The organism is Microbulbifer sp. TB1203 (genome assembly GCF_030997045.1).
GTDB lineage: Bacteria > Pseudomonadota > Gammaproteobacteria > Pseudomonadales > Cellvibrionaceae > Microbulbifer.
Window position 1 is genome coordinate 1,023,229 of sequence record NZ_CP116899.1, and the last position, 25,196, is coordinate 1,048,424.

Consider the following 25,196-nt stretch of genomic DNA (forward strand, 5'->3'; position numbering starts at 1 on the left):
CCCGATGTGAAAGCGATACCCGTATACCTGTTATGGGCTCTGGCCTCGCTGTCCGAGTGTGCCGGGGCCTCCGCCGATACTTCGATAAAAACCGTCGACGCCACCAGCGACAAAATCCGCTGGAGCGGCCGCTTTGCGGCACTGGAAGATGGCAGCGCGCGTTTCGGCTACCCGAGCGTCAGCGCCAACCTCGCTATTTCGGGGGGAGATCTCAGCGTTACCGCCTCCAGCAGTAAAGACGGCAGCTACATGGCTGTAATGGTGGACGACAGACCACCGCGCCGCTTCACATTGACCCGGACGCCGAAGCAATATTCCCTGGTGGAAAGCGATGGTAAGCCCCACACAGTGCGGCTCAGTCACCCGTCGGAAGCCTGGCGTGGTATCGTCACGGTAGAAAAATTCACCCTTGCCCAGGGGGAATTTCTCTCCCCGCCAGCGGCGCCGGAACGCAAACTCCTTGTAATCGGCGACTCGGTCACCTGTGGTGAGGGTGTTTACCAGCCAGTCGATTACCAGTGCGGCACCAACCCGCGCCAGCCCGATTCCGATCACTCCTACGGTATGCTGCTCGGCAGAGCTATGGGCGCAGAGACCCAGTTGGTGTGCTACGGCGGCCGCGGGTTGATCCGCAGTTGGAATGGCAATACCGGCGAGTTGCAAGCGCCCCAGTTTTTTGAACTGGATATACCCATTAATAACGGGCCGGCTGCAGATCTATCCGCTTTTGTGCCGGACGTTATCCTGATTTCTCTCGGCACCAACGACTTTAACCTGGATATAGGCCCGCTGCCGGAAAGGAGCGAATTCGTATCGACCTACGTGGAATTTGTCGAACGTTTGCTATCGCTCTATCCCGGCGCTGAGATTGCACTTACCGAGGGCGCCATCGTCAATGACGCAGCCGACCCGGCCAGGCCGCAACGGAGCGTCCTGCGCGACTATATCGCCGATACGGTTAAGCGCACAGCGGACGCCCGCGTCCATCAGGTTCTCTCCCAACATCACTCCGGGGACACCTGCGATGCGCATCCGACTGGGCAACAGCACGAAGCGATGGCAGGTGAACTACTGCCTGCTATCGCCCCGCTGTTAACTCGATAATGATTTACCTCCGAGTTGGCATTGATTCTAAGTCTGAACTACTACAGTTTATCAGTCTCCCTCGGGGGTAACCGATACCGCTTCAGACCCGGTCTCGGTCGCAGGACACCGCCGCATCCCCACATGCCGTGATTCGTGGTAGCTTTGCATTACTGAATGCCCCTTCGGAATGCCTCCGTCGAGCAGCTTCGAAAGCTCGCTGAGCGGCTTGGATTCTCCGATTGGAGCCCGCATTATCGCGTTGTCGATTTCAAACGCTTCGACCAACTCATCGAGCCGCGGCGCCAGCGCCTGAGCCGACGCAAGACGCGCACGCGCAAGCCCACGCAGTACTCTGCGCGACGCCCAAGGCCGGCCACCGAACCAGGCACCATCTCTGAGCACCAGGCCCGAAGTGTAGATTTGCGACAAGAGGTGCAAGATTTCACCGGCTTCGCCGCCTTTTGCCCGCGCCTCACGCGCCGCCAACTCCAGAGACTCTGCCACGAGCCGTTCGGCGTGAATCCTCCCGAGCCGCATCAACTCGTCCGTGTTCTCTTTCCAGACCTCCGTCAGGGGGCGACGCCGCTGCGCCAAAAACATGCGAATGCGCAGGCTCCGTCTCACCGCAAGCTCCCGACGGCAAAGCCAGGACAACAGACGTGACCGGGCGCCTGGGCGGGCGCGCGCTGGAGGTTTGTAGTCGATTCCGCGCACGAGGTCGCTTCCCACCTTCAAAAGCAACACGTCGCTCTCGCCTTCCGCGGTAAAGATCGCGTGGTTGCCAATGAGGTTTTCGAGTATTCGGTTTGCCCCGAACATTCCGTGCGAACCGGTTCGCTGTCGGCATATTCCGATGACTTCGAAAGTCGATAATGAAACGAAGGCCTTCAGGATCGAAGCCTCTCGGGCCATGAATTGCTCGCGCTCTTCCGAAGGCTTCGGGGAACACCCATTGACGATCGAGTTGTAGCGCAAGCGTAGCGCGTACATCGTGGCCACCGCGTCGACCAGGGGAAGGTAAAAATTGCTGCAGTCCCGGGCGGAGACGCCAGGTGAACCAGGAGAAAAAACCCGCTTTTCGCGCGCACCGTTTACCGCAAGGAAAACCACGGCTTGAGCGCCAGTGATACACGTCAGGCTACCACTCAAGCGCGCGAAGGAAAGTCGGTCGATCGAGCGCAAAAGGCGTCTGCGCCGGCTCGGTTCGGCGCATCGAAACTCTCCTTCGTCCGTGAGTTCGATCTCTGAATCGACAAGCAAGTAGTCTTTCGGGATGCGCACATCGCGTAACCAGGTGCACGAGTTATCCAGGTTGACCGTAGGCTCCACTCCAATCCATCGTGCTTCGACTCCCGGAGAATCGAGTGGTACCAAAAATGGAAAGACTCCTTCGTCTTCACCCTTCGTTACAAGCCGCGCAAACAGGACGGCTACCTTTCGTTCCCGCTGAAACCAGCTATTGGGCATCCACTTCAAGCTACCCGCCGTTGGCGTGTTGAGGACAAATTCCCTGGTCTGCGGCTCGTATCGGGCCTCGGTTTCGATTGCGATCGCATTGGTGCCCGTCGACAACTCTCCGAGCACGAAACACCCCACAGTCCGGCCCTTCAACATCCCCTCCGCCACCGCCTTCACCGCGGGGGAGCGGTCCGCGGTCTCCAGAATCGTGCGAAGCGCAAGCAGATAGTGGATATTCGCAACCGCCCAGGCCGCGCCGTCGAGAATCGAAAGCAGGCCGGTGACGCACACCAGACGACGTGGGTCCCGCACGATTTCGTCAGGGCCGATTTCGAGCTCTTCATTGATGCGCTCGCGAATGATGTCGAACCATCTGTAGGTGCGTTCAAAACGCGCCTCGGGGCCGAGCGATTCGTCCTGCGCAAACAAAGGCTCCCTGAGTAACGCCTTGGTCCACGCCTCGGTGTACGCCAACTCGGGCTGCCGGTCCTTGTTCAGGAGGATTCGAGCCAAGTCGGCGCCGAGATCGGATGCGTCGGCACTCGCTTGGACTTTCGCATCGCTTTTCATCAGCAAAGGGTAATACTCGAGTTGTCCCGTGTTCCGGGGGCAGTATACCGATCCCCCCATGAAGAATTACGTATACTGTCCCCGGAACTCCCCCGGAACTCCCGCTGTCCCCGGAACTCCCGAAAATTTGTGTACTCGATAGTTGCTCAATTTTTCTATAGTCTCAAAGTCTTGCTCAGCGGGATTAAAAAGCGAAGCTTTCTTTGATTTGCTGCAGCAACTTGTTATAACCAATTACGCAGAGATTAATTAAAATCATGAACTTGCCTATTATTAACAATACAAACCCAATTAAAATGAAGGTGGATTGAAATAAAATACTGTGATTGGAGTGTAGGCTTAAGTTTAGTATTTCAACACTGTCGATCGTCTTAAAGCCTATAATCTCAAGCTTATAAGACCCATTTTCATTTATGGAGAAACCCTTTAGAATTTGCTCCTTGCAATATACGAATATATTACAATGGATTGAACGAAGGTCACCTGCTTCTAAGTTTTTTAATGTTTCGCCATTGATACCTTGAATATTTACAGCGGTTGAAATTATCCGAGCTCTTCTACTATCGCTTTTGATCGAAGCAACTAGGTAATAGCTGTTCTTATCCCTTTCTAAATTAGTTTCTAAGCTGTATCTGCCATCATTCATCTTAAAATTTGATACAAAATTATCATTAACCTGACTTGAAATTCCAAGTGTTATTGACAGGCAAATAACAAAAAGTCCGGTTAAGAATGCTCCAAATCCAAGAGCTAATTTGTCCTTAGCTGAAATAATATGCGGTCTCCTTGTCCTTTAGGTTTTATTAAATTAAAACTTCAATACCTGCAAGAACTATCACCACACCCATAGCGATGAAGCACAACAGCGCGATAAGCATAGTAATGAACACCAACGGCTTTTCTAGCCGCTTGAACTGAAAGCCTAACAATATTGCCTCAATCAGCCCCATACTCAATCTCTCAATGATTTAGTCGTGGTAGAACGCCCCGTCACCGGGACGCCCCCACACAGATCCGGACGTGCGGAATTACCGCATCCGGCTCCTCAATAGAATCATTGCCCGTGTAAAGCACAGGCCCCTCAGTACCAATCCGCCGGGACAGCGCGCTTACGCACTGTTAACGGCTGGATTCGGTAATATCTCAACATTTCCTTCAGGCCTACCCAGTTGAAACTCCGCTTTTGACTGCGTCGATTCAACCACTTATACAGGCTATGCAAAACATGCCCGTAGATACGGGATACGCTCAGACTGTTGTCCGGCAGGGCGAAGTAATTCCCGATTCCGTCAAGCTTCCTCTTCAGCATGGGCATCAGGCGATTCAGCCGTTTGTGGCGATTCTCCTTGATCCATGTGTAGAGCGCTTGCAGCAGAGATTTGTGTTTCTTCGGGGCGGTCTTCCGCCGCAGACGAGGTCCGCCACCGAAGTCAACATCCCAATAGAACCTGAAACCCAGAAATTCAAAGCTCCGCTCCTGGCCCGGATGAAAGCGGCTGAAGCGTTTGAGCGATGTTTTACCGGCCGCGACATCAAGGTTAAATTGCTTTAATCTCGATGGCAACGCTCGGTAGAAGGCGTTGGCCTCGTCGCGGTACTGAAACGCTACAACAAGTCGAGTCGCCCCGGGGACCCTCCCCCGAGGCGCTCACAGAACCGGACGTGAACGTCTCCGCTCATCCGGCTCCTCCTACCCAGCCTGTCCATGTAATAAACGCCAATGGGCAAACAACCCCGGCTGTCTGCGCGCAATACGCTCCAACCAGTGGGTTGCTCGCCTCCTGTGGCCCCGCAGTCTTTTGAACTTGCGAGTTGCCCAAATTACGAGCCTACGGTCAATCCGCCGGAGGGTTGTATACAGCGCTGACTTGTAAAATGCGCTGTAGTAATTGATCCAGCCGCGGATCACCGCGTTGAACATCCTTGCCAAGTCTTCCAGTGACTTGTCGCTGCGCAGATGCAGTTTCCAGCTGCGTACTTCCTGCCGGATTGCTTTCGCCGCTTTGTTGCTGATCGCCGGACTGAAGTTGATGAAGAACTTTCCCTTCCGATTTTTCGATCTTCTCGGGCGAAAGGTGTAACCCAGAAAATCGAAACTGGTGGCGGGATAGTCCAGACGTCGATCGTCGTCTTTGCAGTAGACAATCTTGGTCTTCTCCGGATGAAGTTCCAGTCCACAATCTGCAAAGCGCTGTTCCAGCGCATTTTTCAGATGTTCGGCCTGCTTCCGTGTGCGGCAGTGACAAACACTATCATCGGCGTACCGCTCGAAGGGAATGCTCGGATAGTGCCTTTGCATCCACGCATCGAAGGTATGGTGCAAGAACAGGTTCGCCAGCAGAGGACTGACCACACCCCCTTGCGGGGTGCCCTTGGTCCTCTCCTGTAATGCCCCACCATTCAGTTGCACCGGGGCTGTCAGCCATCGCTCGATGTAGAGCAGCACCCATTTGTCTTGGGTGTGGTGGCGCACCGCTCGCATCAAGAGTTCATGATCGATGTTATCGAAGAAACCCCTGATATCCAGATCAACGACCCAGTCGTTGCGCCAGCAGCGCTTGCGCGCCTGTCCAATCGCCTGACGGGCTGACTTGCCCGGCCGATAGCCGTAGGAGTCCGGATGAAAATGACGTTCCAGGTCCGGCTCCAGGGCTTGTTTGACTACCATTTGGGCAACCCGGTCCGCAACCGTTGGAATTCCCAGTGGACGAACACCACCGTCCGCCTTGGGAATCTCCACGCGTTTGACCGGTGGGGGTATGTAGCTACCAGACGCCAGTCGATTCCAGAGTTTATAGAGATTGCCTTCCAGCTTCTCTTCAAACATCTCCAGGGTCTGACCGTCTACGCCTTCCCCGCCCTTATTGGCCTTGACTCGTTTGTAGGCTTCCCACACCTGACGTTTAGTGATAGGAAATGACTTCGCCTGATTCAAGAGTGTCCTCCCATTGCTGGTTGCACTCTTGTCTCAGGCTGGATAGGGCAACCCCTTCGCTCCAGCTCCATTACAGAGCCTTCCTCACTACTACAGGTTGCTCCGCCCCTGTACCCCGCATTGGTACTCAGATACTCGTGGGGCTTCCACTTGCATCGCTCCCTTAGCATCGGGGTGACAGGTTCCCACGTTCCACACAAGAGCCTGAGCCGTGTTCTCGCCGCCTTTATGCCGGACGCCGCCTGGGCAGTAGACAGGTTTCTCCCAGACTTATCCCGGGTTAACGACTTCCCCCCGGTTTTGACGTCGTCCCTACGCTTTCGACACGTCATCAGCGGTTCACTTGCGTTCGACTTCACGGCCCTTACCTGACCGGTTCTTGACCGGCCTTTTCCATACTCGCTCACTACCACACCTTTTAAGTGCAGCAGCAGTAGGTGGTTTGAAGCCTCCGCCTGCACGGCGGCTCCGAGGGGCCCGCCCTCATCTCTTGTGCAGCACGGCTGCACGGAGGATTCACATCCTCCAGTGCGCCTTCGTGGCGCACAGTCGTCCGCGTAACGGATGAGCATGGCGCGCCCCCTGAGTCCGGGCTTGACCCTTTTCTCGAACCACAGGTCGAGCACGTAGTGCAAGTAGATATTGGCCAGCACCGGGCTGATCACGCCCCCTTGCGGGGTTCCGCTAAGCGGCTTGTGATAACGGCCGTCCGGCTCGATGATGCGCGCCTTCAACCATTGATTGATCAGGTTGAGTAGACGTTTGTCGTCGATGCGCTGTTCCAGCATCCGCAGCAGCCACCCGTGGTCCATGTTATCGAAGAAGCCTTTAATATCCGCTTCGACGATGTACCCGTAGCCCTTGAACTGAAGATTGAGCTGTAAGCTGTGTACGGCTTGATGCGCGCTTTTGTGCGGGCGGTAGCCGTAGCTATTGCGCAAAAAGTCTTGCTCCCAGATGCTCTGGAGTAACTCCGCAACACTTTGCTGCACCAGCTTGTCTTCTATCGTGGGCAGTCCGAGGGGACGCTCTGCGCCGTTTGCCTTGGGGATGTATACCCGCTTTACATCATTTACCCGAAAGCGGTTTGCCTTGAGATTCTGATGGATGCGGTGGATATTTTCCGGCAATCGCGCCCCGAAGTCTTCGGCTTCTACGCCGTCCACACCGGGAGCAGATCGCTTGTTGAGGTTAGCCCAGCCCCGCGTCAGCAAACCGGGATTCAGTTCTCCATATAAATTCTGAAACCGGTGCCGGGGATGGGTACGTGCTTTAAATGCTATGGCGTTTAAGGCGGTTGTCATAGTGGTTTCCAGCCCTACCCTGTCCGGACTATGTTTCTGTTAAACGCCACGATTCCATTGTCGGCCCCTTCGCCATGCAAGCGGCTTTCCCGCTTTCGGACTACTATGAACCGATCCGACTTCCAAGGGGCCTTCGTTCGCCTCGCGTTTTACTCGGCAGCCCTACCCACTTCCTGCGGGAACCTCCTTGGATCTCACAAGTTCCTGTCGCATCTCTTTACACATGCCACGGTTTGATAACTCCGCTGGCTCGCCACAACCTCGCCCTTGGCGGCTGTTTTGCATGGACTTCGACGGCGTTACAAGCCTCGTCAACCAGGATTCGCTATTTTCGGAGCGATACCAACACTTCAGGCGCACGGCACGCCCTATGGCCTATGTAATTCTCTGTCTACGCTTCACGCTGCTTGTTCGCCTTGTGCTTCCTGCCACACAAATATTCCTAATTTCCGGGTTCCGCACAGCGCGCAAGACTCGATACGGGTGGCTGGCTAGGCCTTACCCGACAGGGACTTTCACCCTGCAAGATGCGACAAGCTTTGCTTGTCGCACTAACGCTCCGCTAAACCGCGCCGTTTTTTGGCGTCGGATTTAAGCGGCTTGTTACATTTTTTGGCAGCACCCAATATAGGATAGCCGCCATGATGTAGAATCCGTTTCCGAACATTCCAGCAACCCACCCAGCATGGGATAAGTTGTAGCTATATAAATGCAGAAGCAAACCAGATATGCCAAAAACCCCGGGATAAATCCAGGTAGACGTTGATAAGACGCGGCCTACTCCAATTAGCACAAAGAGGGCAATGATCCCCATCATGGAAAAATAAACAGCAAACCAAGCCTGACCGAGATCAAAGACACTCGGGAGCGCATAACCAATGAATCCTACCTGATCCAATAGCCAGTACGCGCTTGAAGCTACAACGAGTGCAAAAACAGCTGCTGCAACCTCTTTCTGGACGTTATGCACAGACGCTCCTATAAATGTAACAGTTAATTCAAAAGACACCGCAATATATCTACCAGCTCTCTATCTGCAGACCTCTCGGATATCTCTACAGGAAAAAAAATTTAAAAATCAATGAGTTCGATTAGGTTGGCGCCATTTTCTACAGATAGATAGTGCAGCTTGGCTTTATATCTTTTCAATAAAGGTGCTTTTGATCATATTGAAAATCCCTTAAAAGTCAATGAGTTAGCGGGTGTTTTCCGTAGATAGACGAAGCTGCTGCTGAATTCTGCTTGACGTGTGGTGATGCGGGTAAATTCTGTATATAAAAACAGCAAATGGGGCGCTCTCATGGATGATATGCGCTATCGATTGCCTCGGACTGTGTTGTATGGGGGCAGATTGATGATCGCGATTGGCGGGCCTGCGGCCCGCAAGCCGAGCTGGGGCTCGGCGTTCCCAGGGGAGGGCTCCATGTAAAAAGCCCCGCATTGCGGGGCTTGATATCAAAAGGCGATATTCTTTGGCGTGCGCGGAAATGGAATCACGTCGCGGATATTGCCCATGCCGGTGACGTAGGAAACGATGCGGTCGAAGCCGAGGCCGAAGCCGGCGTGGGGGACTGTGCCGTAGCGGCGCAGGTCTCGGTACCAGTCCAGGTGTTCCATGGGAATACCCATTTCGTCCATGCGCGCGTCGAGTTTTTCCAGGCGTTCTTCCCGTTGGGAGCCGCCGATAATCTCGCCGATACCGGGGGCCAGTACGTCCATGGCGGCGACGGTTTTGCCGTCGTCGTTCATGCGCATATAGAAGGCCTTGATGTCCTTGGGGTAGTTGAGCACGATCACCGGTTTCCTGAAATGCTTCTCGGCCAGGTAGCGCTCGTGTTCCGAGGCCAGGTCGACGCCCCAGGCAACCGGAAATTCGAATTTCTCGCCGCACCTTTCCAGGATTTCGATGGCCTCGGAGTAATCGATGCGCGCGAAGTCGTTCTCGATAATATTTTCCAATCGCGAGATAGCCTCCTTGTCGATGCGCTGGGCGAAGAAGGCCATATCGTCAGCGCGCTCTTCCAGCACTGCTTTGAATACGTATTTCAGCATCGCTTCGGAGAGGCTGGCGATATCCGCGAGGTCGGCGAAGGCGACTTCCGGTTCCACCATCCAGAACTCCGCCAGGTGACGGGTGGTGTTGGAATTTTCTGCACGGAAGGTGGGGCCGAAGGTGTAGACCTTGGACAGCGCCAGACAGTAGCTCTCCAGGTTGAGCTGGCCGGAAACGGTGAGGAAGCTCTCCTCGCCGAAGAAGTCCTGGGAGTAATCCACCTCGCCCTTGTCGGTCAGCGGCAGATTGGTCTGGTCCAGAGTGCTCACCCGGAACATCTCGCCGGCGCCCTCGCAGTCGGAGGCGGTGATGATCGGGGTGTGTACGTAGTTGAAGCCGCGCTCGTGGAGAAAGCGGTGGATCGCCTGGGCGATGCAGTTGCGCACCCGCGCCACGGCGCCGCTGACGTTGGTGCGCGGGCGCAGGTGCGCGTGTTCGCGCAGGTGCTCCATGGTGTGGCGCTTGGGGGACATGGGGTAGGTGTCCGGGTCTTCCACCCAGCCGACCACGTGTACCGAGGTCGCTAGGATTTCGATGGATTGGCCCTTGCCTTCGGAGGGCTTGATGGTGCCCTCGATATCCACCGCGCAGCCGGTGGTCAGGCGCAGCACCTCCGACTGGTAGTTGGCGATATGGGACTCGACCACCACCTGGATGGGATCGAAGCAACTGCCGTCGTGTACGGCCAGGAAGGACAGGCCGGCTTTGGAGTCGCGGCGGGTTCTGATCCAGCCCTGCACCCGGGTGCTGTTGCCCTCGCGGCCACTGGACTTCAATAGGGTATTTACAGACTCAACTTGCATAGATGTGCTCTTATCTATTATTCGATTGGGTGGGGGTCCCGCCTACTCAGTGAATTACCGGCGCATATTGACGTTTTGGCGGAGGGAAATCCAGCCCCGGGGGCGGGGCGGTCAGAGGTGGTCCCGTGGAATTTGTCGGTGCCAGTTCTCGGCAAAGACCCGGTTGTCGCCTTCCCAGGCGTCCAATTCGGCGTGGATGTAGAAGTTGTTTGTATCCGCGGTGAGTAGGGTGTGGGTGGTGGTGCGAACGGACCAGTTGCCGCGCCGGAAGATGCGCTCGGTGCGGGTTTCGCCTTTCAGTGACATAAAGTCGTCATCGCGATAGCTGTACCAGTTCCAGATGCGGTTGGCGACTTCCATATCGATCTCCTCGATATACCTCAGGCCGTCGTCCTTGATTACTTCCAGCACCGATTCATCCAGGGCCAGGTCCCGGTGCACCAGCCAGTTGTGGTTTGGGGGTTCTATGAACTGGATGTCTATCGGCTTGGCGCCCTCCGGCGGTTCAAATTGGATATCCTCATCCTCCGGGCGAGGATCGCGCTCCGGCAGTATCAGTCGGCTGCCGGCGGGGAAGATACTGAGCCGCACCGGTTTGGGGGGCGGCCAGGCCAGGGCCCAGTAGGAGGTGGAGAGGCTCAGGCGCAGTCGATGGCCGGCGGGGAAGTTCTGGCCGATATAGTTCATCGACACCCAGATTCGATAGCGTTTGCCCGGCGTTAGCGGTTTCGGTTCGGCGTGGCCGTCGCGATGGGTCAGGTTGAACAGGCCATAGGTTACCCGGGTCGCCTTGCCGTCCGGCGCTACGTCGGATAGCCGCGCGGCCACCATGGCTACTGGCTGGTTGCAGGTGAGCTCCAGTTGGACAGAGGGGGCTCCGAGGATCTCCACCTCTCTATCCAGCGGTGCGCTTTCTAGAACCAGGGCACCGCCGTCTTCCTCGCGCTGGTCGTGGGGCAGGTCCGGCGCGGCGGTATAGGAGCACCACTTGCCGGCGAACAGCCCGACGCTCAGTGGAGACTGGATCTCCACCATTTCCTCCCGGGAGCGGGGCGGTTCATTGCCCACCAGTATGCGGCCTGAGTCCAGTGGGTAGCTGACTTCGCGGATGTCCGGTGCCGGCCAGCGCCTTTCACCCACCCAGCGGCCGGGCCGTTCGAGATATCGGGTGGTGGGAGGCACACTGTCCTGCATCCAGGCGCGCAGCATGGGCTCGTCCATGATCCCGGTGTCCATGCCTTTCAGCCAGTGGTCCCACCAACGCAGGGTCTCCTGCAGGAAGCCGATCGCCGGGCCCGGCGCCCCCTGGTGGGGGTACTTATGGCCCCAGGGGCCGATCAGTCCCTGGCGCGGTACTTTGAGATGTTCCAGCAGGCGGAAGATTGCGTTGGTATAGCCGTCGGTCCAGCCCCCAACCAGCATCACCGAGCAGCGGATGGCACCATAGTGCTGGCTCACCGAGCCGTGCTCCCAGTAGCCATCGCGGTGTTGATGGCGCAGCCAGATATCCAGCCAAAGGCCGCTGTGGCGCAGGCGCTGAAACCACATATCGCGCCAGCGCTCGCCCACCAGCGCCGGGTCCGGCGGGCAGGTGTTTACCGAGAACATGGTGGTGGCTTCGGACAGGTTGTCCGTCAGCAGACAGCCGCCCATATAGTGCATGTTATCCAGGTAGAGGTCGTCGGTGGAGCAGGCTGATACCACGGCCTTGAGCTGCGGCGGTGCCAGTGTGGCGATCTGCAGGGCGTTGAAGCCGCCCCAGGAGATACCCATCATCCCCACATTGCCGTCGCACCAGGGCTGCTCCGCCAGCCAGCGAATAACCGCCACGCCGTCGTCCAGTTCCCGCTGGCGGTACTGGTCCTTGAGTATGCCACCGGACTCGCCGCTGCCGCGCAGGTCCACGCGCACACAGGCGTAGCCGTGCCCCGCCAGGTAGGGGTGCATGATGGAGTCCCGCAGCCGGGTCATATCCCGCTTGCGGTAGGGAATATATTCCAGGATCGCCGGCACCGGCTGTTGCATGGCTGTTTTCGGCAGCCAGATCCGCGCCGCGAGGCGGCAGCCGTCGGGCATGGGAATTTCCACGTGCTCGCGCATTTCCACCGCGTGCGGGAATTCCTCCACCACTTTCATTTTCTAGTACCGGACATGATTGAACTGGAACGCCTCCGGCTCCTTGCCATCGGAGAATTCGAAGTGCAGCTGGCCGGCGAGCTGGCGATAGGTTTTGATTAGCTCGCGCTGGTTCTCGGCACCCAGGAAAATATTGGCGATTTCGTAGCTGTAGCTATCCGGATTGATTATTTCCGAGAGGTGCTGGCCCTGCTCGACTGTGATCTCTATCTTGCTGTCGGCCACCGTCGATTCGATCTCGCGAATTTCCGCCGTGCTGGGAACGCGCTGTACCAATGTGTCGCCGTAGCGGCGCAGCATAAATTTCGCAGCGGAGCGATACTTTCCACGGCAGTCGCTGAGATCCGGTGCGCGGCCCAGTGCCAGGTCTACAGCAACCTGGTGATTGGATACACCGTGCACCTTGATGAACTGGTCACTGTGGGATTGGGAAATACGGGTGTTGACCTCGAGGATCTTGAACGTATTTTTCTGTTCGTCCCAGAAAAACTCGATTCCAAATGCCGAGTTGTCGAAGCCCAGGTGGCGCAGCAGTTTTTCACCGGCGGCACAGATTTTATGCTGCACCTGCCTGGGCCAGACCGAGGGATATTCGTAGCGGGTAAAGCTCTGGTTTTTGCTGTCTTTTACCGTGTCGACTATGCCGTGTATGCGGTATTCCCCATCCAGCATCGAGCCTTCGATACCACATTGCTTGCCGGTAATGATTTCCTCGGCAATACACCAGTTACCGTTGATCGGAGCCACCTCTGGCGGCACCGATATATGGGCGAGGGTCTGATTGAAAGGATCGCCGAAGCGGTGAATTTCTTTGCGGATCATTTCAATTGCGCTGCGGAAGTCCCGCTCGTTGTCGACGCGAAAGCCGAGGTATGAGGAGTGGGCCTTAATGGGCTTGAGCCAGAGCGGATAGTCGATGGTCACCTGATCCAGGGGGTCCTGGGCGAATGGGTCGATGGCGCAGAAGTCCGGTGTCCAGTCGGGTAGGATCTCCCGCTGTTCCAGGCGGCTCCAGTACTTGTGCTCGCATCTGAGTACCGCCTGCAGGGAAGCGGAGCGCAGCCCGAGTTTTTCGCTCAGGTGGGGCTGCAGGGCACTGGTGGGATAGTCCCAGTGACCGAGGATGCCGGCAATGGGCTCGGGGAATTCGCGAAGTTGGCGCTCCGCTTTCTGCAACAGCGCGTCGTAGGGGTAATTTTCCGCCAGTACCACTTCTTCGAGCTGGAGGAGGGGGTGGAATCGATACTCCTCGGGGTGGTGAATACTTTCGAGGTAGGGCAGGCGTAAAGGGTCCAGCCCGAGGACAAAGAAGTGCGTGGGCATACACTGATCCAGCTGTGCGCGAGCCGCCTGCTGCGGTCAACAATGATTTAACAGCAGTTTAGCAGTGGAGAATGTCCACAGGGGGGCAGGGATGTCCCGAAGTTGTCACCCCGGCGCAGGCCGGGGTCCAGTGACCGGAGAACTGGATTCCGGCCCGCGCCGGAATGACGGGAGAGCAGGCTCGATTAAACGAGGCCGCGGCGGCGGAAGAGTGGCTGGGGTTGGTCTACGGCGGCCTGGTAGCTCTCGCTGAAGTCGTTTAGAGATTCCAGCAGACCGGAGAGCGGCTGTTCGCCCTCATAGGCAAATGCGTTGAAACCGCAGCGGCGCAGATAGGTGAGCTGATCGCGCATAAAGGCGCCTACCGCTCTCAGTTCCCCCTGATAGCCATAGCGCTCTCGCAGCAGGCGTGCGGTGGTGAAGCCGCGCCCGTCGGCAAAGGCGGGGAAGTGCACCGCGATCAGCGGCAGTTCCCCGGCATTCTTGCCGATCAGGTCCGCAGTCTCGTCGCTGTCCAGCCAGACGCCGATCTCGGCTTTGCGCGGGGCCAGGGCGCTGCGCAGGGGCTGCCAGAGAGAGTAGGGCAGAATCACCTTGCCCGGGGCGAGGGATTCCGCTGTTATCCCCGCCTCCTCGTCGGTCTGCGGCAGCAGGCGCCATTCATTGGCCGCTATCCGGCCGTCGAGAATCAGTTGCGCCGGGTTGGCGGGCTGGGGACCCGCTTTGCCTGAACTAGCTGGCTTTGGCATAGACTTTTTCCTTGAACGGTTGCAGGCCGATGCGGTTGTAAGTGTCGATAAAGGGTTCTTCCGGGCGGCGCTGTTCCAGGTAGATATCCAGGATCTTGCCGATCACCTCCGTCACCTCCGCGCGGGAGAAACTGGGGCCGAGTACCTTGGCCAGGCTGGCGTTTTCAGAGGAGCTGCCGCCCAGTTGCACCTGATAGAACTCCTCGCCCTTCTTGTCCACGCCGAGAATGCCGATATGGCCCACGTGGTGGTGGCCGCAGGCGTTCATGCAGCCGGAGATATTCAGGTCCAGGTCGCCCAGGTCGTAGAGGTAGTCCAGGTCGTCGAACCTGCGTTGGATGGCCTCGGCCACGGGGATGGACTTGGCGTTGGCCAGGGAGCAGTAATCGCCCCCGGGGCAGCAGATCATATCGGTGAGGGTGCCGATATTGGGTGTGGCGAAGCCGTGTTTGCGCGCCGCCTGCCAGAGTTCAAGCAATCGATCCTGGGGAACGTCCGCCAGTACCACGTTCTGTTCGTGGGTGACGCGCACCTCGCCGAAGCTATATTCATCCGCCAGGTCGGCGATGGCCTCCAACTGGCGGTCGGTGACATCGCCGGGGGGCACGCCGGTGGGCTTGGTGGACAGGGTGATGGCGCGGTAGCCGGGCACCCGGTGCGGGAAGCTGTTGCGTTCCAGCCAGCGGGAGAAGGCCTTGTCATCGTCCGCCTGGGCCCGCAGGGCGGTATCGCTGGCGGCGCCGTCGAAGGTTTTGTACTCCGGTGCGGTGAAAAAGGACTTGGCCCAGGCCAGCGCTTCATCGGTGAGCTTGTCGGCGCCGTCCTTGATCTGCTCCCATTCCCGCTCTACGCGGCGGCCGAATTCCTCGGCGCCGAGGGCCTTCACCAGGATCTTGATGCGCGCCTTGTACTTGTTGTCGCGCCGGCCCAGTTGGTTGTAGACACGCACTATGGCTTCCAGGTAGGAGAGGAGGTCCTCTTCCGGCAGGAAGTCGCGAATCTGCTCGGCGATCACCGGCGTGCGGCCCTGGCCGCCGCCGACCAGAACCTGGAAGCCGATCTCGTCGCCGCGCCTGACGATCTGCACACCGATATCGTGCACGCGGATCGCCGCGCGGTCGGCCTCACTGCCGCTGACCGCGATTTTGAACTTGCGCGGCAGGAAGGCGAATTCCGGGTGGAAGGTGGACCACTGGCGGATCAGCTCGCAGTAGGGGCGCGGGTCGGCGATCTCGTCCCGGGCCACTCCGGCGAAGGGGTCCGAGGTGGTGTTGCGGATGCAGTTGCCGCTGGTCTGTACCGCGTGCATCTCCACTTCCGCCAGTTCGGCGAGGATATCCGGGACATCCTCCAGTTGCGGCCAGTTGAACTGCAGGTTCTGGCGGGTGGTGAAGTGGGCGTAGCCCTTGTCGAAGTCGCGGCTGATACGCGCCAGCCGACGCAGCTGTGCGCTGTTCAGCAGCCCGTAGGGCACTGCGATACGCAGCATGGGGGCCAGCCGTTGGATGTAGAGGCCGTTTTGCAGGCGCAGGGGCAGAAACTGCTCCTCGCTCAGTTCACCGGCCAGGTAGCGTTCCGTCTGGCTGCGAAACTGTGCCACCCGCTCCTGGATAATGGTGTGGTCCCGCTCGTCGTATCGATACATAACAACTTGATTCCATTGCCTTTTAGCGCTTTGTAGCCCGGACAGGAGCACGCCCACAGGCATCTCCCGCGGCGCATAACATACCAGCGGGCTTATGCGAAAAGTAACAATTTTTTTCGCTAGCTTAGTAACTAACAGTTATAAGTGCCTTCCAATTGCCGGGATTGGCTCGCTTGCGCTGCCGGCGGGGATTTGCTCTACTTGAAGCGACCGTTCTGAAGCGGTCCAACTACAGTCAAGAACAATAATTGGTATCGGAGTATTTCGATGAGTGAAGAAGTAGTTGTATCCAGTGAAAGCGATGACTTTGTCGATGCCATAGCGGCGGTGGCGCTGGTGGCTATCTTTGTCGCAACCTGTATTTTCTGGGTGGCTTCCCAGTAAATCCATCCCTTCCCTGTGCCCGGAGCTGAGCGGTGCCGGGCGGAACTCTCCGATTAAACCCCCTTCGCAATCGCCGTGAATCGGCGCCTTTTTTGTAGGAACATGACCGGGCTGGATAGCTGTCAGGGAACGTCATGCTCGAACTTCGCCGCATCAGAAAGTCGTACCCCACACCACAAGGTCCCTTGCCGGTACTCCAGGGCGTCGACCTGCGTCTGGCCGCCGGCGAGAGCCTGGCCCTGATGGGCGAGTCGGGCAGTGGCAAGTCGACCCTGCTGCACCTGGCGGCGGGGCTCGACACCCCCGACGACGGCGAAGTGCGCCTCGATGACCAGCCGCTGTCGGCGCTCGACGAGCCCGCGCGGGCTCGACTGCGCCGCGAGCGGCTCGGCTTGGTGTTCCAGCAGTACCACCTGGTACCGAGCCTGACCGCGGCCGACAACCTGCGCCTGCAGGCTCGGCTGGCCGGGCGTGAGGATGCCGCCTGGAGTCGGGAACTGCTCGAGCGCCTGGGCCTTGCCGGAATGGCCGGGCGCTATCCGGAACAGCTCTCCGGCGGCCAGCAGCAGCGTCTGGCGATCGGCGCGCGCCCTGGCGACGCGCCCGACATTGCTGCTTGCCGATGAGCCCACCGGCAATCTCGACGAAAACAGCGCCGACGAGGTACTGGCGCTGTTACTGGAACTGGTCAGGGACAGAGGCTGCGCGCTGCTGATGGTCACCCACAGCCCGCGGGTGGCGGCGCCCCTCGATCGCTGTCTGCGTCTCAGGCACGGCCGGATCGCGGAAGCCTCGCCGTGAAAGCCGCATCACCGCGAACCGCCTTTCTCACCCTGTTCTCGCACTATCGCCGCCATCCCGGCCAACTCGCCATGCTGCTGCTGGGGCTGTGGGTGGCCAGTGCCTTGTGGAGCGGCGTGCAGGCGATCAATGCCTCGGCCCGCGACAGTTACGCGCGATCTGAAGCCCTGTTCAGCACCGGCCTGGACCGGATTGAACGCCGCGATGGCCGCCCGCTCACCCTGGATGATTACCTGTCGCTGCGCCTCGCGGGCGCCCCGGTGTCGCCAATGGTGGAGGGGGAACTCGAATTCGCCGGCGGCAAACGCCTGCAGGTATTGGGCATCGATCCCCTGACCCTGCCGGAAATCAGTGGCTTCCGGACTGCCGGCGGTACCGGGTCGCTGCGCGACTTCCTGCAGCCTCCCTACCGCACCCGCCTGGCGCCCGATACGCTGGCAGCGCTGACGGCGGAGGACGATAGGCTCCCGCCCCTGGCCGATGGCCGCGCGCTGCCGCCACTGGAACTGGCACCGGAGCTGCCGCCCGGCGTGGCGGTAATGGACATCGCCGCCGCCCTCGAACTCCTCGAACGCGACGGCCCGAGCCATATGTTGGTGGCGCCGGATGCTCGTGTCGAACTGCCCGACTCGCTGGTGCGCAGCGCCGCTGCAAACCTGGTGGCGCCGGGCCAGTTGACCGACAGTTTCCACCTCAATCTGACCGCCATGGGCCTGCTGGCCCTGGTGGTGGGGCTGTTGATCGTGCACGCCGCGCTCAGCCTCACGCTGGAGCAACGCCTGGGGCTGATGCGCACACTGCGAGCCCTCGGGGTATCGGGCCGGGCGCTGGTTGGCCTGTTGCTGGGCGAATTGCTGCTGCTGGGGCTATTGGGCGCGGCGCTGGGTATTCTCAGCGGCGTGTGGCTGGCCCAGTGGCTGTTGCCCGATGTCGCCGCCAGCCTGCAGGCCCTTTATGGCGAGCGCGTGGGCGGCGAGCTGGCACTTCCGTGGCACTACTGGCTGGGGGGACTGGCGGTTACCTTGGGCGGGCTCCTGACCGCCGGACTCGGCACGCTGTGGCGGGCGGCCCGGCTCGATGTGCTGGGCCTGGGGCACGCCCAGGCCTGGCGCGCTCAGTTCCTGCGCCAGCTGCGCGGCATGGCGCTCGCCGGCGGTCTGTTGTGGCTGGTCGCCCTGGGCCTGCTGGTATGGCTCGACCGCCAGCCGCCGGCTGAGGGGCTGACTCCGGGCTTCGTGATGATCGCGGCGGGGCTGCTCGGCGCCGCACTGTGGCTGCCACCGCTGCTGGCCATACTGCTGGTCGGCGCCGGCCGCCTGCTACGCCGGCAGCCGCTGGCCCAATGGGCGCTGGCCGACCTGCAATTGCAACTGCCACGACTGTCGGTGGCAATGATGGCGCTGCTGCTGGCCCTGTCGGCCAATTTGGGTGTGGGCAGCATGGTCGGCGGTTTTCGCCTGACGTTCCTCCAATGGCTGGACCAGCGCCTGGTCGCCGATCTCTACCTGCGCCCGCCCGCCGCGCAGTACGAGGCCGCCATTGATTGGCTCGAATCCCGCGACGAGATCGACACCCTGTTGCCCCGCGCAAGCACCGAGGCGACCCTGCTTGCCAACCGGGGTTCACAGTATCAGTCCCAGCCGGTGAGCGTGTACGGCGTCACGCCTCATCCCGTGTTGACCGAAAGCTGGCCCCTGCTGGCGAGCCAGGAGAATGCAGCCTCGGCATGGCGGGCCTTTGCCCGGGGCGCGGCGATGATCAACGAGCAGCTCGCCCTGGCCACCGGTCTGGCACCGGGGCAACGGCTGCGCCTCTCGAGCCCCACCGGGCCGCTGGAATTGCCGATCGCCGCGGTCTATCCCGACTACGGCAACCCGCGCAGCGAGGTGATGCTGACCACGACCGCCCTCAGCGAACGCTTCCAGACCTCCCCCGACTCGATCGCTATCGTGCTCGAGCGGGAACTGCCGCAAGGAGCCGTGGGGACGCTACGCCGCGACCTTATCCAGGCCCTGGGTATCGGTGGGGGCAGCCTGATCGACCAGCGGGAGATCCGGCGCCGTTCGACCGACATCTTCGAGCGCACCTTCGCCATCACCCGGGCCCTGAACGCCCTGACACTCGGGGTCGCGGGGCTGGCTCTGCTGTCGAGCCTGCTGGCCCAGACCGGACAGCGCCGCGGCCAGCTCGCGTCCTTGTGGGCGCTGGGGGTCGCCCGCGGACCGCTGGTTGGTGCGAGTATCGCCCAGCTCGGCGGCGCGGCCCTGGTTACCGCTCTGCTCGCCGTGCCGGTGGGGCTGGCGCTGTCCTGGTGCCTGGTTGCGGTGATCAACGTCGCGGCCTTCGGCTGGCGACTGCCGCTGCATATCTTCCCCGCTCAGATCGCCGCCACCGTGGGACTGGCGTTGAGCGTGGCCCTTCTCGCCGCCGTGCTGCCGGCCTGGCGGCTGTGGCGCACGTCGCCGCGCACTCTGCTGACGGAGTTCGAAGCCTTATGAGCCCGGCCGGACCCGCAAAACGCTTTCTTCCCTGGCTGGCGCTGGCGGCGCTGCTGCTCGCGGTGGCCCTGCAACAGCGGGACACCGAGCCGTCACCGGAAAGCTTTGCCGGGTTGGGCGAAGAGGCGGAGGGCTACGCCCAGGCACGCCCGGGAGCTACCTTGCGCTTCCCCGAGGACCACGGCGCCCATCCCGATTACCGCATCGAATGGTGGTACCTGACCGCCAATCTCGAAGATGCCGACGGCACGCCACTGGGCATCCAGTGGACACTGTTCCGCCAGGCGCTGTCCCCTCCCGATAATAACGAGCGCAACGGCTCGCCCTGGACCAGCCGCCAGCTATGGATGGCCCACGCCGCGCTGTCGACACCGGATGCCCATTTAGTCGCCGAGCGCTTTGCCCGTGGCATGACGCTGCCCGATCATCGCGGCCAGGCCGGTGTTGAGCTCGAACCATTTGCCGCCTGGCTGGATCACTGGCGCATGGAAAGCCGGTCGACCGCCCCCGCCGGCGACGCCCTGGACCGGCTGTGGGTGACGGCACGAGGCAGTGACGAAGGGCATGACTTCGGCTACCAGCTCGCGCTGAATGCCGAAGGTCCCCTGGTGCTGCACGGCGAGGCGGGCTTCAGCCAGAAGTCCGCCGATGGTCAGGGTTCCTACTACTACAGCCAACCGTTTTACCGGGTCGAAGGGCAGGTGGAGATCGACGGCGAGATACGCGAAGTCAACGGCCGGGCCTGGCTGGATCGCGAGTGGAGCAGTCAGCTGCTGGGTGCGGGGCAGGGGGGTTGGGACTGGTTCTCGCTGCATCTGGCAGGCGGTGCCAAGCTGATGGCCTTTCGCCTGCGTGGCGGTGGCGAGGAAGGCGGTGACTACGTCTCGGGAAGCTGGATCGATGCGGACGGACGACAGACCTCCCTTGCCGGCGACGACCTGCGCCTGACGCCCACGACATACAGTTCGGTGGCCGGGCGCCAGGTGCCCACCCAGTGGCGACTGCGCCTTCCGTCCCGGGATCTGGACGTCACTGTAAGTGCACGCCATGCGGATCGCTGGATGGATACCGCTTTCCCCTATTGGGAAGGCGACGTGGTGGTGGAGGGCAGCCACACCGGGGTCGGCTACCTGGAAATGACCGGCTATTGAGCTGGGCGAGCTGACGACCATGCGCTCAGCCCGCATTGCTCGTAGCTATTCGACAATCTGGTCCACGGCTGCGATCTGAGCTCAATGCGAATGGAAAATCTGTTCGCGGCCATGGGCCGCTCCTACAAGGGCCTGTTTAAACTTTTTCGCGATGCCCCGCAGAACAGTGCCTGTAGGAGCGGCCCATGGCCGCGATCGAGGTGCGGTTCTGGCAAGAGAGAAGCCCAGAATGGTGCGGAGATAAGCCGTTTCTCCTTGTAGGATGGGCAAAGGAGCGCAGCGACGTGCCCATCTTCGGGCCGGGGCTTGATGGGCACGCTACGCTTTGCCCATCCTACAAAAATTGCCCTGCCGCCCCTTAACTTAGCGCCATTAGGCTCAGCCCATATTACCCAGCACCGTTTTCACCACCAGCACCAGGGCCAATACAAAGAGGGCCGTGAAGAGAATGCCCGCGGCAATATAGGTCTTGATACTGCCGCCCTTGAAATCCCGCTCCCGATTTTTACTGCTCTGCACGCCGATGGCGGCGGCCAGGGTGCTGAGGATCACCTGGCCGAAAGAGGGACTTGGTTTCTTGTCTTCGCTCATGCTCAGTCCTCCAGATTGGGGCGCAGCCAGCGCTCCAACTCATTTTCCGGCATATCCTTACGCTTGGCCAGGCTCTTGAGCTGGTCGCGGCCTATCTTGCCCACGTTGAAGTACTTGGCTTGCGGGTGGGCAAAGTACCAGCCGCTTACCGAGGCGGCGGGGAGCATGGCGAAGTGCTCGGTCAGGCGGACCCCGGCATTTTCCTCGGCGTCCAGCAGACGGAACAGGGTGCCCTTTTCCGAGTGGTCCGGGCATGCGGGATAGCCGGGAGCGGGGCGGATGCCAGTGTAGGCCTCTTTAATCAGCTCCTCGTTGCTCAGATGCTCGTCCGGCGCGTAGCCCCAATATTCCCTGCGCACCTGTTTGTGCAGACACTCGGCGAGGGATTCCGCCAGCCGGTCCGCCAGCGCCTTGACCATAATCGCACTGTAGTCGTCGTGGGCCGCTTCGTATTTTGCAGCCAATTCGTCGGCGCCAATGCCGGTGGTGACCGCGAAGCCGCCTACATAATCTCCCACACTGGAGTCCTCCGGGGCGACAAAGTCGGCCAGCGAGCGGCACAGGCCGTCGCCGCCGCGCTTCTGCACCTGCTGGCGCATCTGGTGCAGGCGGGCCAATTCTTCGGTGCGGCTTTCATCCTTGTAAACGATGATGTCGTCGCCGTCGCTGTTGGCCGGCCAGAGACCGAACACCGCGCGGGCTCGCAGCAGTTTCTTGTCGATAATTTCCTGCAGCATCGACTGGGCGCTCTTGAAAAGGTCCGTGGCCGCTTCGCCCACCACTTCGTCGTTGAGGATCGCCGGGTATTTGCCGGCCAGGTCCCAGGAGATAAAGAAAGGCGTCCAGTCGATGGTGTCGACCAGTTTTTCCAGCGGGAAGTCGTCGATTACCGTCACGCCGGGTTTTTGCGGTACCGCCGGAGTGTAGCTCTGCCAGTCGAACTGCGGCGCTGCCTGCAGGGCCTCTTCGTAGCTCAGTCGCTTGTCGTTGCGCTTGCGGTTGGCGGTGCGGTGCCGGACCTTCTCGTATTCTTCCTGGATATTCTTAACGAAGGCCGGGCGCAGTTCGTCGGAGATCAGGCTGCTGGCTACACCCACCGCGCGGGACGCGTCGGCGACGTACACGGTCTGGTTTCGCTTGAACTGGGGATCGATTTTTACCGCGGTGTGCGCCTTGGAAGTGGTGGCGCCGCCGATCAGCAGCGGAATGTCGAAACCCTGGCGCTCCATCTCCGCGGCCACGTGCACCATCTCGTCCAGCGACGGCGTGATCAGGCCGGAGAGGCCGATAATATCGCACCGCTTTTCCTTTGCGGTCTGCAGAATGGTTTCGCAGGGCACCATGACACCCAGGTCGATTACTTCGTAGTTGTTACAGGCCAGCACCACCCCGACGATATTCTTGCCGATATCGTGCACGTCGCCCTTGACCGTGGCCATCAGGATGCGGCCGTTGGGTTTGCTGTCCGCGGTCTTCTCCGCCTCGATATAGGGCTGCAGGTAGGCCACCGCCTGTTTCATTACCCGCGCGGATTTCACCACCTGGGGCAGGAACATCTTGCCCTCGCCGAACAGGTCGCCGACCACGTTCATGCCGTCCATCAGCGGACCTTCGATCACATCCAGCGGGCGGGTAGCGGCGGCGCGGGCGGCCTCGGTATCTTCCACGATATAGTTGTTGATACCCTTGACCAGCGCGTGTTCCAGGCGCTTGTTCACCGGCAGTTCACGCCAACTCAGGTCTTCTTTGCGCGCCTGTGCCGCGCCGTCGCCGCGATACTTTTCCGCAATATCCAGCAGCGCCTCTGTGGCTTCCGGGCTGCGGTTGAGGATCACATCCTCGACTTTTTCCCGCAATTCTTGCGGCAGGTCGTCGTACACCGCCAACTGGCCGGCGTTGACGATACCCATATTCAAACCGGCCTTGATGGCGTGGAACAGGAATACCGAGTGGATCGCCTCGCGCACCGGGTTGTTGCCGCGGAAGGAAAAGGACACATTGGACACGCCGCCGGAAACGCTCGCTCCGAGGAGGTTCTCGCGGATCCACTGGGTGGCTTCGATAAAGTCCACCGCGTAGTTGTTGTGCTCCTCGATACCGGTGGCCACGGCGAAAATATTCGGGTCGAACACAATATCCGTGGGCGCGAAGCCGACCTTGTCGACGAGGATGTCATAGCTGCGTTTGCAGATTTCCGTCTTGCGCTCGAAGGTATCCGCCTGGCCGCTTTCGTCGAACGCCATCACCACCACCGCGGCACCGTAGCGCAGGCACTGGCGGGCTTTCTTGACAAAATCCTCTTCGCCTTCCTTGAGGCTGATGGAGTTGACGATGGGCTTGCCCTGGATGCACTGCAGCCCGGCCTCGATCACCTCCCACTTGGAGGAGTCCACCATAAAGGGCGCTTTGGCGATATCCGGCTCGGTGGCTGCCAGATTGAGGAAGCGGCGCATGGCGGCGACCGAATCGAGCATCGCCTCGTCCATATTGAAGTCGATCACCTGGGCGCCGTCCTCCACCTGGGCGGCGGCCACCTGCAGCGCGGTGTCGTAGTCCTCGTCCAGGATCAGGCGCTTGAAGCGCGCTGAGCCGGTGACGTTGCAGCGCTCGCCCACGTTCACGAACAGCGCATTCTCATCGGCGACGAAGGGTTCCAGGCCGGACAGGCGCAGGGCCGGCTTGATCTTCGGCAGCGCCCGCGGCGGAATATCGGCCACCGCGTCGGCTATTGCGCGGATATGTTCCGGGGTGGTGCCGCAACAGCCGCCGAGAATATTCAGAAAGCCGCTGCGCGCGAATTCGGCGACGATACCGGCGGTTTCCTCCGGGGTCTCATCGTACTCGCCGAATTCGTTCGGCAGGCCCGCGTTCGGGTGCGCGGAAACATTCTCGGCGCAGACGCCGGACAGCGCTTCCACATAGGGGCGCAGCTCGGTGGCGCCCAGGGCACAGTTGAGGCCGACGCTGAGCGGCTTCGCGTGCGCGATGGAGTAGTAGAAGGCCTCGGTGGTCTGCCCGGACAGGGTGCGCCCGGAGGCGTCGGTGATGGTACCGGAGATCATGATCGGCAGCTCAAAGCCCAACTCCTCGAACAGCTGATGCAGGGCGTAGATGGCCGCTTTGGCATTCAGGGTATCGAAGATGGTCTCGATCAGGATGATGTCCGATCCGCCCTCGATCAGGCCGCGCGTCGCCTCGATATAGTTGTTTACCAGTTCTTCGAAGGTGACATTGCGCGCGCCCGGATCGTTGACGTCCGGGGAGATGCTGGCGGTGCGCGAAGTGGGACCTATCACCCCGGCCACCCAGCGCGGCCTGTCCTCGGTCGCCACCGCATCGGCGGCCCGACGGGCCACCTCCGCGGCCACCCGGTTCAATTCCGGGACACTGTCTTCCAGGTCGTAGTCCGACTGGGACAGGCGGGTGGCGTTGAAGGTGTTGGTCTCGATAATATCGGCACCGGCCTCGAGATAGTCCCGGTGCAGCTTCTCGATCAGCTGCGGCTGGGTCAGGACCAGCAGGTCATTGTTGCCCTTGAGGTCGCTGTGATGGTCGGCGAAGCGGCTGCCGCGGTAGTCCTCTTCCGCCAGCTTCTCCCGCTGAATCATGGTGCCCATGGCGCCATCCAGGATCAGGATGCGCTCTGCCAGCGCGGCGTGAAGCTGGTCGAGGCGGTGGCGGCGGGACTGCTGGGGCATTGAAACTTCCT

Annotated in this window: 18 protein-coding genes; 6 read left to right on the forward strand and 12 right to left on the reverse strand. The window is 60.2% G+C overall.

The window, feature by feature from the left end; all coding sequences use genetic code 11:
- Positions 1–6 precede the first annotated feature (6 nt).
- Positions 7–1,104 carry a GDSL-type esterase/lipase family protein gene (locus tag PP263_RS04445; protein WP_308367167.1) on the forward strand — a complete coding sequence of 366 codons (1,098 nt, stop codon included), beginning with the start codon at positions 7–9 and terminating at the stop codon, positions 1,102–1,104.
- Positions 1,105–1,155: 51 nt separating this feature from the next.
- Here PP263_RS04445 and PP263_RS04450 read toward each other — a convergent pair whose 3' ends face one another.
- On the reverse strand, positions 1,156–3,120 hold the full coding sequence (locus tag PP263_RS04450; RefSeq protein ID WP_308367168.1) for a hypothetical protein: 1,965 nt from the start codon (positions 3,118–3,120) through the stop codon (positions 1,156–1,158).
- A 1,075-nt stretch (positions 3,121–4,195) separates the two neighbouring features.
- Complete coding sequence (locus tag PP263_RS04455) at positions 4,196–4,441, reverse strand: hypothetical protein (protein WP_308368557.1); 246 nt, start codon at positions 4,439–4,441, stop codon at positions 4,196–4,198.
- On the opposite strand from PP263_RS04455, the gene PP263_RS04460 reads away from it, so the two are divergent.
- Positions 4,340–4,666 (forward strand): hypothetical protein, encoded by a 327-nt coding sequence (locus tag PP263_RS04460; RefSeq protein ID WP_308368669.1) that lies wholly within the window; start codon positions 4,340–4,342, stop codon positions 4,664–4,666. The genes PP263_RS04455 and PP263_RS04460 overlap by 102 nt on opposite strands.
- A gap of 138 nt (positions 4,667–4,804) precedes the next feature.
- Here PP263_RS04460 and ltrA read toward each other — a convergent pair whose 3' ends face one another.
- From ltrA to PP263_RS04500, 8 genes are all read right to left on the reverse strand, one after another.
- Complete coding sequence (ltrA, locus tag PP263_RS04465; RefSeq protein WP_308364412.1) at positions 4,805–6,010, reverse strand: group II intron reverse transcriptase/maturase; 1,206 nt, start codon at positions 6,008–6,010, stop codon at positions 4,805–4,807.
- Positions 6,011–6,045: 35 nt separating this feature from the next.
- The gene (locus PP263_RS04470; RefSeq protein WP_308364414.1) at positions 6,046–7,353 is read right to left on the reverse strand and encodes a reverse transcriptase domain-containing protein; all 1,308 of its coding nucleotides are present in this window, start codon (positions 7,351–7,353) and stop codon (positions 6,046–6,048) included.
- Positions 7,354–7,915: 562 nt separating this feature from the next.
- The gene (locus PP263_RS04475; RefSeq protein WP_308367169.1) at positions 7,916–8,323 is read right to left on the reverse strand and encodes a hypothetical protein; all 408 of its coding nucleotides are present in this window, start codon (positions 8,321–8,323) and stop codon (positions 7,916–7,918) included.
- A 485-nt stretch (positions 8,324–8,808) separates the two neighbouring features.
- Positions 8,809–10,209, reverse strand: a complete 1,401-nt coding sequence (gene asnS, locus PP263_RS04480) for an asparagine--tRNA ligase (RefSeq protein ID WP_308367170.1) — start codon at positions 10,207–10,209, stop codon at positions 8,809–8,811.
- A 111-nt stretch (positions 10,210–10,320) separates the two neighbouring features.
- Positions 10,321–12,345: a CocE/NonD family hydrolase gene (locus PP263_RS04485; protein ID WP_308367171.1), complete on the reverse strand. Its 2,025-nt coding sequence runs from the start codon at positions 12,343–12,345 to the stop codon at positions 10,321–10,323.
- Positions 12,346–12,348: 3 nt separating this feature from the next.
- Entirely contained in the window at positions 12,349–13,668 is a 1,320-nt protein-coding gene (locus PP263_RS04490) for an ATP-grasp domain-containing protein (RefSeq protein WP_308367172.1), read from the reverse strand.
- A 185-nt stretch (positions 13,669–13,853) separates the two neighbouring features.
- Entirely contained in the window at positions 13,854–14,417 is a 564-nt protein-coding gene (locus PP263_RS04495) for a DUF934 domain-containing protein (protein ID WP_308367173.1), read from the reverse strand.
- Positions 14,401–16,062 carry a nitrite/sulfite reductase gene (locus PP263_RS04500; RefSeq protein WP_308367174.1) on the reverse strand — a complete coding sequence of 554 codons (1,662 nt, stop codon included), beginning with the start codon at positions 16,060–16,062 and terminating at the stop codon, positions 14,401–14,403. The genes PP263_RS04495 and PP263_RS04500 overlap by 17 nt, the downstream gene beginning before the upstream one ends.
- 518 nt (positions 16,063–16,580) lie before the next feature.
- On the opposite strand from PP263_RS04500, the gene PP263_RS04505 reads away from it, so the two are divergent.
- From PP263_RS04505 to PP263_RS04520, 4 genes are read left to right on the forward strand one after another with little or no spacing between them, the layout of a single operon-like run.
- Positions 16,581–17,072, forward strand: a complete 492-nt coding sequence (locus PP263_RS04505) for an ATP-binding cassette domain-containing protein (protein WP_308367175.1) — start codon at positions 16,581–16,583, stop codon at positions 17,070–17,072.
- Positions 17,056–17,247, forward strand: coding sequence for a hypothetical protein (locus PP263_RS04510; protein WP_308367176.1), 192 nt, complete (start codon positions 17,056–17,058; stop codon positions 17,245–17,247). Before PP263_RS04505 ends, PP263_RS04510 begins: the two co-directional genes overlap by 17 nt.
- Positions 17,244–19,745, forward strand: a complete 2,502-nt coding sequence (locus PP263_RS04515; RefSeq protein WP_308367177.1) for an FtsX-like permease family protein — start codon at positions 17,244–17,246, stop codon at positions 19,743–19,745. Before PP263_RS04510 ends, PP263_RS04515 begins: the two co-directional genes overlap by 4 nt.
- Complete coding sequence (locus PP263_RS04520; protein WP_308367178.1) at positions 19,742–20,896, forward strand: lipocalin-like domain-containing protein; 1,155 nt, start codon at positions 19,742–19,744, stop codon at positions 20,894–20,896. Before PP263_RS04515 ends, PP263_RS04520 begins: the two co-directional genes overlap by 4 nt.
- A 378-nt stretch (positions 20,897–21,274) precedes the next feature.
- Here PP263_RS04520 and PP263_RS04525 read toward each other — a convergent pair whose 3' ends face one another.
- A complete protein-coding gene (locus tag PP263_RS04525) occupies positions 21,275–21,487 on the reverse strand; it encodes a DUF2970 domain-containing protein (protein WP_308367179.1) in 213 nt (70 codons plus the stop codon).
- Positions 21,488–21,489: 2 nt separating this feature from the next.
- A complete protein-coding gene (metH, locus tag PP263_RS04530) occupies positions 21,490–25,185 on the reverse strand; it encodes a methionine synthase (protein ID WP_308367180.1) in 3,696 nt (1,231 codons plus the stop codon).
- Positions 25,186–25,196 lie beyond the last annotated feature (11 nt).

What these genes read in the sequence shown, in the direction of transcription:
- PP263_RS04500 (WP_308367174.1), bottom strand. Translation starts at nt 16,062, where the DNA reads ATGTATCGATACGACGAGCGGGACCACACCATTATCCAGGAGCGGGTG.
- PP263_RS04495 (WP_308367173.1), bottom strand. Translation starts at nt 14,417, where the DNA reads ATGCCAAAGCCAGCTAGTTCAGGCAAAGCGGGTCCCCAGCCCGCCAAC.
- asnS (WP_308367170.1), bottom strand. Translation starts at nt 10,209, where the DNA reads ATGCAAGTTGAGTCTGTAAATACCCTATTGAAGTCCAGTGGCCGCGAG.
- PP263_RS04505 (WP_308367175.1), top strand. Translation starts at nt 16,581, where the DNA reads ATGCTCGAACTTCGCCGCATCAGAAAGTCGTACCCCACACCACAAGGT.
- PP263_RS04485 (WP_308367171.1), bottom strand. Translation starts at nt 12,345, where the DNA reads ATGAAAGTGGTGGAGGAATTCCCGCACGCGGTGGAAATGCGCGAGCAC.
- PP263_RS04460 (WP_308368669.1), top strand. Translation starts at nt 4,340, where the DNA reads ATGCCCGTAGATACGGGATACGCTCAGACTGTTGTCCGGCAGGGCGAA.
- PP263_RS04490 (WP_308367172.1), bottom strand. Translation starts at nt 13,668, where the DNA reads ATGCCCACGCACTTCTTTGTCCTCGGGCTGGACCCTTTACGCCTGCCC.
- PP263_RS04520 (WP_308367178.1), top strand. Translation starts at nt 19,742, where the DNA reads ATGAGCCCGGCCGGACCCGCAAAACGCTTTCTTCCCTGGCTGGCGCTG.
- PP263_RS04470 (WP_308364414.1), bottom strand. Translation starts at nt 7,353, where the DNA reads ATGACAACCGCCTTAAACGCCATAGCATTTAAAGCACGTACCCATCCC.
- metH (WP_308367180.1), bottom strand. Translation starts at nt 25,185, where the DNA reads ATGCCCCAGCAGTCCCGCCGCCACCGCCTCGACCAGCTTCACGCCGCG.
- PP263_RS04525 (WP_308367179.1), bottom strand. Translation starts at nt 21,487, where the DNA reads ATGAGCGAAGACAAGAAACCAAGTCCCTCTTTCGGCCAGGTGATCCTC.